The sequence below is a fragment of the Runella sp. CRIBMP genome, from assembly GCF_009905605.1.
GTDB lineage: Bacteria > Bacteroidota > Bacteroidia > Cytophagales > Spirosomataceae > Runella.
The window spans coordinates 702,524-715,165 of record NZ_JAAAKZ010000001.1 but is presented as its reverse complement, the minus strand read 5'-3'; the positions used below and the strand labels follow the sequence as shown (position 1 = coordinate 715,165).

Sequence of the window (12,642 nt, the reverse complement as noted above, 5' to 3'; positions counted from 1 at the left end):
ATTTTTCAATGAGTTGAAGTTAAATAGAGTACAATATATACCAGATATACCAGGGCTTTACTCGTACCAAAAATCAAAACAGTTGAAACTCCCTAACTCCTGCAAAACCGTAGGAATCTAAAATCACCAAACGAAACTTTTGGGCTGTTACGGGGCTAATATCTTTGCTCCAATTGCCCATTTTTTCATCCTGCGCTACAGTCAGCCATTGGCCATCTTTTTCATACTGAATTTCAAAGCGTTTAATTTGAGATTTCTGATACACCAATTCACTCACTTTAAGCTGTTTAACCGTTTGTTTTGTACCCAAATCTACTTCCAGCCAACCCTTGTTTTGAAACAAATCGAAAGCTTTTTCTGTCTGATAATGTAAGTCTTTTCCATAATACGCTTCAAAATCTACGTCGGTGCGGCGCCCCATTTTCCAAAAAGTAGCGGGATTATCGTCAAAAGCGGCTGATGGATCGTGCAAAAACTGCCCCAACGCACTCGAAGCCGTCGCTTTTTTGCCATAAGCCAATGAATTAGTGGTTGTAAACGGGATAATTTGCCCCAATTGAGCAGCGGGTTTATCCAGCGTAATCGTCACAATTGTAGCGATAGAATCCCGTCCATTTTGGGGTATTTTTAAGGTAATATCTGTCTTGGTTTGCGTAAACGAAATAGCGTTTCCATTCAATAGAGACACTTTTTTAATGGTGGATGTCATGGGCGGAAGTTTGATTTCACCGCCTGTGTTGTTCAACAGATGCAGATACAGTTTGTTGCCTCGGTACGAGCTAACGTAGTCTTTTGAGGGGGTATAAATTCCCCCTTTGGTTTGGTAAACGGCTTCCGCATTTTTGTTCAGCCAATCGCCCATCTCGGTGGCCCGTGCTACAAAATTGGGTGGAAAAACGCCCAAACTGTCGGGACCGATGTTGAACAAAAGATTGCCATTGCCACCCACGCAACGCAGCAACGTATGCAGCGATTCTTTCAAACTGCGGGGCGTATCGTTGAATCGCCACGCCCACTGATGCCCCATGTTGGTGCAAGTTTCCCAAGGCACGGCACCGTAGCCCGCCACAAAACCTTCGGGCGTAGCATAGTCGGCATAAGCCCCTACTCGCGCGTGCGATTCGTCGGGATTGAAAGGCTCGAGCCGATTGTTAATGATGATTTCGGGTTGTAACGTACGGGCCAAATCAAATACTCTTTTGGGGTGAATCGGGCTGGGTGAGCCTTCATAATCTATCCATAACAAACTGATTTTCCCATAGTTGGTCAATAGTTCACGTACCTGTTGCTCCACTCGATCAGCAAAAATATCGTTGGTTTTGGGGTTGCGACAATCAGGGTCTTTCCAGTCGGCTACCGAAAAATACCAGCCAATGGGCATCCCCGCTTCGTGGGCGGCTTGGGCAAGTTCTTTGCAAACATCCCGCCCAAAAGGGCTGTTCATGATGTTGTAAGACGTGGTTTTGGTATCAAAGAGGCAAAATCCATCGTGGTGTTTTGAAGTCAAAACCAAATACTTCATTCCTCCTGCTTTGGCCAACTTCACCCACTCTCGGGCGTTGAATTGCTTGGGATTAAATCTCAAATACAACGAATCGTACTTGCTTTTACCGTAGCCATTGCGCGACCAACTGATTTCTTTACCAATCAACGAAACAGGTCCCCAGTGGATAAACAGGCCCATTTTAGCATCCTGCCACCACTTTAAACGCAGCTCTTTTGAAATGCTTTTTTGAGAATTGCCCTGCAAAGCAATAAAGAGAAAAAAGAGAATTATAGCTATTTTTTTCATAAAAAAGAGGTTTAACTACTTGATAATATGACCTTTTTGGGCGTAATATAAAATGTATGCGTAACACAAAATGGGTAACACAAAAGCAAAACGAATGCTGTACATATCAGAAATGAGTCCCATCAATGGCGGTACAATGGCTCCACCTACAATGCTCATGATAATCAACGACGAACCTGTTTTGGTATAAGCACCCAAATTTTTAATGCTCAATGTAAACAAGATGGGGTACATGACCGACGTAAAAAGCCCCACCACCGAAAGCGACAAAATCGAAAGATAACCCGTGCTTAAAATTGCCAGTGTCACCAGCGAAATTGCCCCTAATGCGCAGGATATCAACATTTTAGAAGGATTTACTTTTTGCAAAAAATAGGCCCCTGCCAACCGTCCGACCAATACCAAAGCCATGAAGAGAGTGATAAACAAAGCAGCTTTCTGTTCACCTAATTCATTAATTTCTAATGACTTGGCATAACGAATCAAAAAACTAACAATCCCCACCTCGGCACCTAAATAACAAAATACGCCCAATGCTCCCAGCACCGTATGCTTATATTTAAAAATGGCCTTTAATCGAACTTTCTGTTCACCTTCTTCCTGAATATCAGGCATTTTAATAAAAAACAATGCCGCGCCCAATACCAAAAAAAGCGTTCCTAAAGCCAAATAGGGTATTTTGACCAATTGAGCTTCGGCGTTGAGATAATCTGCCAATTGGCTGGGGCTAAACTGCTGAACGGTAGCTTCGGGTATATCAGTGGCGTGAAGCAAAAACACCGCTCCAATGTAGGGGCCAATGGTGGCACCAATAGAGCCTACCGCCGCCGCCAGACTGAGCCGACTTGACGCTTTTTCGGGGTCCCCCAAAATGGAGAGGTAGGGCGTAGCCGTCACTTCCAGAAAAGTAAAACCTGCGGCCATGATGAACAAAGCCGTCAAAAAAAGTGGATAAAAGCGCGTTTCGGCGGCTGGAAAAAATATAAATGCCCCCACCGCCGCCAGCAAAAGCCCCGTAATCATTCCTGCCCGATACCCAAACCGACGGATGTATTGACCCACGGGTAAGGCCAACAAAAAATATCCGCCAAAAAAAGCCGACTGCACTAAAGATGACTGAAAATCAGTCAATTGACAAGCTCTTTTGAGGTGTGGAATAAGCACATCGTTGATGTTTCGGCTCAAATTCCAGATAAACATCAGGCTCATGACGACCAAAAGCGGTATAAGAAATGGGTGGCGGTTTTTCACTTCAGACATTCATTTAACAAAAAAATAGGTTTCATTTCAGCCCAGTGTTCGTGGGGTTGGGCTTGGGTCAATCGTTGTTGAAATCCATTCATAAAAGCCGCCCATTCGGTTTGCAAAGGCATTTTACCAATGGCTTCAAAAGCCGTATTCAGGTCAATACCTTCTTTGGTTTCGACAATCATAAACAACCGAGTCCCGAGGCGATAGATTTGCATATCCACAATTCCGCCCGCTCTGATACCCTTCGGGATTTCGGGCCAAATGTGCTCAGGTTGATGAAAATGTTCGTATTGGGCAATGAGCTCGTCGTCGTCTTTCAAATCCAAGGCTAAACAGGTTCTGTGCGTTTTCATCTTAGTTATTTTTTATAGCCCAATTCCGCCCCTCCGCTTACGGGCATGATACAGCCCGTTATGAACCGAGCGGCCTCAGAAACCAAAAACACCGCCACATCCGCAATGACATCGCCTTCGGGACAGTAGCCCAACGCGTGAATGTTATCCAGATAATTTTCAATAGCTTCCGGATTAGGCTGTTGCGTTGCCCACTGGCGCAGCATGGGGGTCCAAACCCCAGCAGGGCAGATGGCATTGACCCTAATCCCAAACGGCGCATAATCCAAGGCCATCGCTTTGGTCAGGGCACTCATCCCACCTTTAGTAGCCACGTATGCCGCGTGGTTTTCCTGCCCAATTGTCCCCACCATGCTACTGGTGTTTAAAATGCAACCTTTGGTCATTTTTAGAGAAGCAATACCGTAACGGGTAGTCCAATACACACTTTTCAGATTGATAGAAAATAGGCTATCCCATTCGTTTTCGCTGGTTTGGTCGAGTGGTTTTGAAGGGTGGGCAATCCCTGCGTTGTTGTGAATGACATCTATTTTACCAAACCGAGCAACGACTGTTTCAATGGCCGATTTTACGTATGCTTCATTTTGTACATCACCCACGAAACCAGCGTGTTCATTCCCCAAACGGTTGATGAGTTTATTCAAAGAAACTTCATCTTTATCCATCACCAAAACCCGAGCGCCAGCTTTTGCATACGCCTCCGCACAGGCTTCGCCAATGCCCGAAGCACCGCCCGTGAGAAAAATCACTTTATTGGTCAATAAGGTCATGTCTTTGGGGAATTAATTTTTCAAATCACTGCTGCTCCCTGCTTCCTGCGGCACTTGATAATAGCCGCCAACGATGCTAGCAGGATGCATAAAATATGGTCGCAAGTGCGGAATATGCTCTAAAAACAGGTTTTCGTGCCCCATACCGATGTGATTAAAAAGCACCAAATGTTGGTGTATTTGCCCCATATCTCCTACATGGGGCAGCACAGGCACCTTAAACTTTTTTGACAATAAACTAATGGCCAGAAACTCAGAGACCCCCCCTACGCGTACGACATCTACCTGACAAAAATCCATGGCCTTCGCCTGCAAAAAGTTCTTAAAAATTACCTTGTTGGGAATGTGTTCGCCCGTGGCCACTTTAAAAGGGGCAATGGCTTGAGCAATGGCCCGATGCCCAAAAACATCGTCAGGGTGTGTGGGTTCTTCAATCCAATAAGGATTAATACTACCCAGCCGTTGACAAATATCCAATGCTTGCGGTACGTTCCATTTTTGATTGGCATCCAGCATAATCGTGGCGGCGTCGCCCGCCGTTTGTCGAATCAAAGCCGCGCGCCTTAGGTCACGAAGGGGGTCAAAAGAGCCTACTTTGAGTTTAAGCGCCGTAAAGCCTTTATCGAGGGCTTGCTTCGTTTTTTCAACGATAAGTTCATCGGAAAAATTAAACCAACCTACCGATGTATCGTAGCCTTTGTAGCCTGTTGACAGTACCGCATTTCTATTTTCTCTCGTTTTGTACTGCTCATTGAGTAGTTGAATGGCTTGCTCGCGCGTAAGCTCATCCTCTAAGTAGCTCAAATCCAGCGTATTGACTAGTGCTTCGGGCGACAAATCCAGCAGCAATTTCCAAAGTGGCACTTGTCGGGCTTTGGCCCAAAGGTCAAAGCAGGCATTGACAATAGCCGCCAACGCCAGATGAACCACGCCTTTGTGCGGCCCCAACCACCGCAACGAAGGCTCGTCGGCCAATGTACGGTAAGTTGTACCAAAATCTGCCATCAACTCTTCGATTTCTGCCCCTACCAATTTTACCGATAAATATTGAATGGCTTTGCACACTAAGTCATTGCCTGCCCCCAAGGTAAAGGCCAAACCTACTCCTTCTATTGAGGTATCCGTTTTTAACACACAAACGGCATAAGAATATTGAGGGTTGGTGTGGGTTGCATCTGAACCCGCTCCTTCGCCCATTTTAAAACGTTTATCAAGAACTTCAACAGAATGAATATACATGGAATTAGGTTAATTTCATACAGATAAAGTGCGATTACTACTTGGTCATAACATTGAAAATGCTAACGTTTTTTAATCTTGGCGGAGCCGTGCTTTGCATAATTGTGAGGCGAAATTTTGCGCCTTCAATCGGGTCAACGGGTCGAATATGTTTGTAGCCAATATTTGTTCCTTCGGCGATGGTTTTCCATTTTTTATTTATTTCTGCCTCAATTTTAAATGCCCTTACCCGCTCGCCTTGCGTAATGTCTTCTTGCAAAACGAAATAATTAACCGCCCGTTTTTTGTCTAATTTCAACTCAAAAACAGTTCCTTCGCCGCTTGTAGTTTTAATGGGATTCGAAAAACGGCTTTTGATTTCATCACCCCATTCGGTCAGGCGTCTTACATCAGCATCGGGAAGTAAGCCTCTATCATCGGGCGTAAGCCCCACGATTAAGGTCGAATTATGCCCCACCGACCGCTCATACATATTCATCAAATTTTTTAGTGGAAAAATATGCGTGTCGTCATTGGGCTCCCAAAACCATTCATGGCGGCCATTATACCCCCTCAGTGGTGCGTCCGACATGGCCGGCATCCAATATTTCCCGTCTTTATCGCCCTCTTTTAAGAGTTTGAAATCGTCTTTAAAAACAATCTCTTTCTGTGCAGAATGTGAAAACGGGAACGGAAAAGTAGCCCAACATGGGTAAGGCACCGTGCCAGATTCGGAGCCCCCCCAACGAAAATCTGCCCGCTGCGCATTGTGGTAAAACAAGCATTTGGGCTGGTATTTTTCAACAATGGGCAATACATCAGCCCCATATTTGGTGGGGTCGTCGGCACCGCCATCAAACCAAATCATAAACAAATCGCCGTAGCGCGTGCAGAGTTCTTTAACCATGCCTTCGCACATTTTTTTGTAGGCTATTTGCCGATTTTTAACAAATTGGCTTTCGCCTTCAATCCTAAAATCATGGACCCCCAAAAACGAATTCCACCGAATTCCGAGATAAATCCCAGGGGCAATACCGTATTTCCGACAAGAATTGACAAAATCACGTACTATATCACCTTTACCCTCCTGAAATTTCAGGGCTTTCATACAATAGGGATTGACGTCGCTTTGATAAAGTGCAAAGCCTGTTTCGTGGGTGGCGGTCAGGACGGCAAATTTACCGCCCATTGCTTTCACGGCTTTGACCCATTGGTCGGTATCTAATTGGGTCGGATTAAAAACATTGATGTCCTCAATGGGCGTGATGCGATTGTAGGCCTGGTTGTAATTTTTTCCATCAAAAACGTGTAAATCATAACTAATAAGCGCCCCGATTTCCGCTTCATGCCAAGCCATCTGGGAAAGCGTAGGTTTGGGGAAATCGTTATTTTGAGCCCAAATTTTCGCTGTTAAACCCAAAATAGTGAGAAGAAAAAGGAGGGTATTTTTCATTGATTCGTGGTTTATTGGAAGCATTGACGCTGCAATGAATGTTCTTTTTGGCATCATTTTACGCCGTCAGGATATGGAATACGTTGCCCCGTGGCTTTGAAAGTAGGGAGATGTGCATTCCGTTTTTTGAGTTCATCGGTCAATAGCTGAGCCATTTGTTTCAGCTTTGTGGGCTGGGCTTTTGCTAAGTCATTCAGCTCGCCAATATCGTTTTTCAAATTGTACAATTCTAAGGTTTGGGTTTTGTGTAAATAGACCAATTTCCAGTCACCTTGGCGTATGGCGCTTCCCCACGACGTGCCTTTAAAATTTACGTTGGTCCAGTTGTTGGGATAATGCCACAGAAGGATTTTTTTGTCGTCGCGTTTGTTCTTATTTTCCAAAAACGGCCGTAAATTTTTGCCATCTACGGTTTGGATGGTAGTGTATTTGGTCACGCCCGCCATACCCAATACGGTGGGGAAGAAATCGTCAATGGATACGTACTGACTGGAAATGCTGTTTTTCTCCACCTTCGGCCCCGACACCAGCATAGGCACACGAATACCTCCCTCATACAGAGAGCCTTTACCTTGTTTTAGGGGTAGATTTTGGCTGTGTACTTCCCCGCTGCGTAACTGAAGACTATACCCACCGTTGTCAGAAATGAATAAAATATACGTGTTTTTATCCAAATTATTGGTTTCCAAATAATCCATTATATCGCCCAAGCTCTTGTCCATTCCTTCCACCAAAGCCGAATACCTCGCCTCGGTATCGGTTAGGCCCTGGTCAAGATATTTTTGGTAAAAACGGGCGTCTTTATCGAATGGTAAATGAACGGCATAATGCGACATATACAGAAAAAAAGGTTTCTTACTCACCTGATTTTCTTTCAGGGCGGCAATCGCTTCTTGGGTAAGTGCCTCGGTCAGAAATATGTCTTTTCCGTGGTATTTTTCTAAATCGCGCACTCCCCAAGTGGTATCGTTGGGGGTACGTCTGAAATTTTTTTCGCCCAAAAAGCTACTTGGATGTCCTGCGGCTGTACCGGCAATGTTTTTCTCAAAACCAATCGCCAGTGGATTGGCCGCTGGGGTTCCGTAAGAGGCAAAATGCGCCTTGCCACAATGGAGCGTAAAATAACCCGCTTGCCGTAACAATTGGGGTAAAGGCGTAGCATGAACGGTTTTGGCGATGCCCACCACGGGACTCATGCCGTTGTGATTCCAGCTGGGGGGATTCAGCAAGCTATCGGGGTAGTCGGTGGGAGTATCTTTTTGGGTATTCGTCCAGTTGGTGACATTGTGCCGTGCTACGTTCATACCTGTCATCAGACTTACGCGGGTTGGTGTACAAACAGGGTTGGCGTAGGCATTCGTAAACTTCATGCCATTACGGGCAAGTCGCTCCATGTTAGGGGTATGGAAGCGCTGATTAATGGGCGTTTTGTCTTGCCAAAAGGGCACGGAAGTGTCTTGCCAACCCATATCGTCAACCAAAAAAATGATAATATTTGGTTGGTTTTGCGCACTTACCAAGTGACTCCCAACGCTAATTCCGAGAATTATTAATAGTCTCAACATCAATTTATCGTTTAAAATAAAGGACAAAATACCACCAATACTAAACAACTTTTAGTGTATGATCGCCCTTTAATGGTCAACGTTTTCTGATTTTTACAAAACCTTTATTCTGAAACGACCTATTGTCTGAACTCATCACCACGTTCAGGATTGAACTTGTACCTTCATCAATTTGGCCAGTACGATTGATAAAAAACACATTTTCCTTGCGTTTTCTTTGAATAAATTCTTGAAGCGTATTGGGGTCTTTATCAAAAATGAGTTCGGCTTTTTCAACGTACATACCCGTCACACTGACGGCATTGGTAAAAATTACTTCGTATTGACCCGGTGCGGTGATAAACTTTCCTAAGTCAATACTCATTTGACCTTTTCCGTTTACGAAGTCTTTGGTATCCCATTCCTGCAAAATAGTGTACTCTTTGGCTTCTTTCTCCGATTTTGGGAGTTCAAAATCCGTAACGTAATAGGCTGCCATGCTCCTAATGAGGGGCGCACCTTTGTTTTCGGTGACTTTCAACTTTATGGCAGTCATTTCCACATCGTCGAAATAATCTATTTTTGTTACCCCTACCGAGCTACCTGTCGTCAATTTTTCCCATTTGTTTTTTATCAATCCCCACAGTTCGTATTTTCTAATTCGGTGCCCCTGCCGGTAGTCTTCTTTCAAGATGATGTGGTTTATCTTCGTGGGTTTTGGAAGCACCAATTCTACTTCGTTGGAGGTTTTGTTTTTCACTTCGGCCAAAGGTCGGTTAAATCTTCGGTTGATTTCTGCCCCAAATTCAGCGTATCTTTTTACATCTCCTGCTGGTATCAGGCCTGTTGTGTCGGGGTTTGAGTTAAGCAATAATGTACCACCATGACCAACCGATTTATAATAAATTTCCATCAATTCGTCCACCGTTCTGCGTTTGGCTTCATTTTTTGGCGACCAAAACCAATTGTGGTTGTACAAAGTGACATCGGCTTCTAGCGGAGCCCAAACATCCCCGTCGGGGTCATCATCGTATTGAGTGGCTACCCCCGACTTTAAGACCTCCCCTTTGAGGGAATTCCAGACGGGATAGTGGAGAATGCCGCTTTCCGTACCAGGCCAACGAATAGTGGCATCTGAACCTTGAAAAATGACCGCTTTGGAGGCGTATTTTTGTAAAATATCGCTCACAGGTACCTTACAGGAGCCATCAAACCAAACTTCGAGCATCTCGCCATAATTTGCCAAAACTTCGGTGAGTTGTTGCCTGAAAATCTTGTTATAGGCTTCCTGTTTTGAAGGGTCTTTTGTAATCCCCCCGCTTCCTAGGCCCGCGCCCCACTTGATATCGCCAGGATAAATATAAATACCGAGGTTCAGCCCCGCCTTTTTGCAAGAATTTGCCAAGTCTTTGATGACGTCGCCTTTACCATTTTTCCAAGGAATATTTCTGACGCAATACTCGGTGGTGTAGGTGGGCCACCAGCAAAAACTGCCCGCATGTTTGGCCACAAAAATGATTTCTTTTGCTCCCCACGACTTGGCAACGCGGCACCACTGATCGGTGTCGAGTTTGGTAGGATTGATGCGAGAAATGTCAAACTCACCCGTCTCGTCGTACTCTTTACCGAGCCACGTAGCCACCCCAAAATGGACAAACATAATACGCCCCTGCTCCTGCCATTTGTACTGAACATCAGAGGGTTTAGCCAATTGTTGGCCCGATAAATGTACGTGAACAAAGAGGAAAACGATAAGAAGGATTTTCTTCATTGGTAAAAAAATAATGAATAAGTTAACGAATCTGAAAAGTGGGTTAAAAACTTACTTTATAGCGCCATTTTTAATTTTTATGCTTCCATTTTTTTCAAATGCCAGCTCCATAAACTCGGCGTTTTGTGAAATCACTTTTACTCCTTTGTTGAACTCAATCGAATGGGTTTTAAAAGGCAATTTGACTTTTGCTTTTCCGCCTTTCTCGGCTTTTATTTCAAGGCTCGAAACCAAGCCATTCGTTTTCTGGGCACTTACCAAAAATGCCCCTTCGGCCCTTAAATCTTTGAACGAGGCTTGCTGCCATTTTTGGGGAATGGCCGGAAAAACCTCAATTTGTCCAGCATAACTTTGTAAGAGCATCTCCTGAATACCAGCGGCGTAGGCAAAGTTGCCCTCCAGCGTAAAAGGCCGATACGTCATATTCGATTTGCCCGACTTGGTTTGGTCACCGTTGAGGTGAAAGGAGTTGGTGGAGCAAAAGGCCGTTGCAAAATCGGTCAAGGCCGCCGCTGCCCCTTCACCATCTTTGGCGCGGGCTTTCAGATTGCCCTCCCACGCATACGAATAGCCGCACCACCAAGCGGGGCCAACTTTATCCAGTAATTTGAGCGAATTTGTAATAATTTCTTGGTCTTTCGCTCCGTTTTCCCAGCGAATTTCGCCCAGTGGATGGATGGCCATCAGATGCGAAAAATGACGATGAGATTGGTTATATGGCAGGTCTTTTGAGAAGTTAAGTTCTTTGTTATCAGATAAATGATAAGACTGAAACTGATTCAGAATTTTAGAATAATGCTCGGCTTCGGTTCGTAGATTTAGTTCAAGTGCAAGTTCGTTTGCTTTGGCAAACAAAAACCGCATTAGAGCCAAATCGTAGTTAGTATTTTCTAAAAACCAAGCCGACTTTTTATTGTCATTAATTTCAGGACTCGAACTTAAAGGCAACTGACGATAGCCATTTTTATCGATGTACGTAATTTCTTCGAGGTGTTGGGCCACTTCTTTAAACCAAGGGTAGGCGCGGGTTTTTAAAAAATCTTTATCCATGCTGTATCTCCATTGTAAATAGTAATGTTGCGCCAACCACGCCGATACCGTGGGCGAAAGCGAATATTGAATCCATCCTCCCATTTCCTCGCCCAAAAGCGTGGTTACACCCGGTACATTGAGACCGTTTGAACCAAAATACCACTGCGTATATTTTTTATATTGTTCTCGGTTTTGATCCAAGTGATTAAGATAGCCCATGGCCTCTTCCAAGTGGTTGGCGCTGTATGCGGGCCAATAGCTGAGTTGCGTGTTTAAATCATGGTGAAAGTCACCCTTCCAAGGGGGAATGCGCCCGTTGTCGGCCGTCCAAACCGCTTGCAATGAAATAGGGGGCGTATTGCTTCTGGCAGCACTCCCAAATTTGTACAGCTCAAGGTAATATTGTTTTTCGAGTACCGGATCTGGCAATGACACGGACGATTTTGCCCAAAAGTTTGTCCACCAATTCTGATGCGACTGCCACGCTGCGTTGTAACTGGGAGCCGAAGCCACTATTTTTTGGGCTTCCGGTTGGGGCTTATTGGGGTAATGGGCAGAAATGGCCCAAGAACCTTCAATCGTTTTAGGATTAATTTTCTTCCATTTTACATAAACTTCATAATAGAATCCTCCCCATCCCTGCTGAATATAGCGATAAGACTGGCCACTTTGAATTACTTCACCTTGCTTATACCCAAGCCTTGCCAAGTCGTCGCCAGCCACGGGGCCACCGACTGTATTGCCAGAACTACCTTCGTACTTCGGAGTCAACAATCTCAAATTCAATTCATTAAGATTCTCAAATTTAAAATAGCCAATGTTTTGTTTGGCATGAACGAACGAGGTCATTTTTACGCCATTTTGCCAACTAATGGTTGCTTCTGCTGTTTCGATATTCAGCGTGGTCTGTTTTACATCACCCCAATCTTTGACCTCAAACTCAAGGGCTGCACCCGGTATTTTGCTGGGAGCAGGCTCTCGGTCGTAGGGATGGTCGCCTATTTTTTGAACGGCCGCGTAGTTGTCGGCAAGCACTTGTTCTTTGACCCACTTGTAGTTAAAGCCGGGGGTATGCAGCTCCTGCATGGGGCGCATATCCCAGAGTTCGGCATGGTCGAGCGAAAAACGCAGTTTATCTTCTTTGTGCCAAATCAGTTCGCCAATGAGGCCATTGCCAAGGGGTAGGCCTTCGTCCCAGCGAATAGGTATTTTTTCATATTGGAGCCCTATTCGATTGCGTTGGATTTGACCAAACGCGCTAAAAAACAGAAGTATTTGCAGTGAGATGAGTATCATTGACTTCATCATATTGTTCCGTTGGTGATGTGGTGGGTGGTGAATTTGGCAGACTAAAGGTAAAATCTGTTGTGGCGCTCTGTAAAGATATTGATCGCAGATAGGAAACCGATGAGAGTCGGCAGGGCAAGTCAGTAAGACAAGCTAAATAAAGCTATTTAC

9 protein-coding genes are annotated in these 12,642 nt (G+C 44.8%); all 9 read right to left on the bottom strand.

Going from position 1 to position 12,642, the window contains the following annotated elements; translation table 11 throughout:
• Positions 1–73: 73 nt before the first annotated feature.
• The 9 genes from GVN20_RS02975 to GVN20_RS02935 all read right to left on the bottom strand — a co-directional run bounded on the left by GVN20_RS02975 (position 74) and on the right by GVN20_RS02935 (position 12,480).
• Complete coding sequence (locus GVN20_RS02975) at positions 74–1,792, bottom strand: alpha-L-fucosidase (RefSeq protein WP_166556892.1); 1,719 nt, start codon at positions 1,790–1,792, stop codon at positions 74–76.
• Between the two features lie 15 nt (positions 1,793–1,807).
• Positions 1,808–3,052 carry an L-fucose:H+ symporter permease gene (fucP, locus tag GVN20_RS02970; protein ID WP_166556891.1) on the bottom strand — a complete coding sequence of 415 codons (1,245 nt, stop codon included), beginning with the start codon at positions 3,050–3,052 and terminating at the stop codon, positions 1,808–1,810.
• Positions 3,040–3,396: an L-rhamnose mutarotase gene (locus GVN20_RS02965; protein WP_166556890.1), complete on the bottom strand. Its 357-nt coding sequence runs from the start codon at positions 3,394–3,396 to the stop codon at positions 3,040–3,042. The genes fucP and GVN20_RS02965 overlap by 13 nt, the downstream gene beginning before the upstream one ends.
• Positions 3,397–3,401: 5 nt before the next feature.
• Positions 3,402–4,166, bottom strand: coding sequence for an SDR family NAD(P)-dependent oxidoreductase (locus tag GVN20_RS02960; RefSeq protein WP_166556889.1), 765 nt, complete (start codon positions 4,164–4,166; stop codon positions 3,402–3,404).
• 12 nt (positions 4,167–4,178) lie between these two features.
• Positions 4,179–5,405: an enolase C-terminal domain-like protein gene (locus GVN20_RS02955; protein WP_166556888.1), complete on the bottom strand. Its 1,227-nt coding sequence runs from the start codon at positions 5,403–5,405 to the stop codon at positions 4,179–4,181.
• 37 nt (positions 5,406–5,442) lie between these two features.
• Entirely contained in the window at positions 5,443–6,837 is a 1,395-nt protein-coding gene (locus GVN20_RS02950; protein ID WP_166556887.1) for an alpha-L-fucosidase, read from the bottom strand.
• A gap of 53 nt (positions 6,838–6,890) precedes the next feature.
• Positions 6,891–8,402, bottom strand: a complete 1,512-nt coding sequence (locus tag GVN20_RS02945; RefSeq protein WP_166556886.1) for a sulfatase — start codon at positions 8,400–8,402, stop codon at positions 6,891–6,893.
• Positions 8,403–8,478: 76 nt separating this feature from the next.
• A complete protein-coding gene (locus GVN20_RS02940) occupies positions 8,479–10,152 on the bottom strand; it encodes an alpha-L-fucosidase (RefSeq protein ID WP_166556885.1) in 1,674 nt (557 codons plus the stop codon).
• Positions 10,153–10,203: 51 nt separating this feature from the next.
• Positions 10,204–12,480 carry a glycosyl hydrolase family 95 catalytic domain-containing protein gene (locus GVN20_RS02935; RefSeq protein WP_229598952.1) on the bottom strand — a complete coding sequence of 759 codons (2,277 nt, stop codon included), beginning with the start codon at positions 12,478–12,480 and terminating at the stop codon, positions 10,204–10,206.
• Positions 12,481–12,642: the final 162 nt, after the last annotated feature.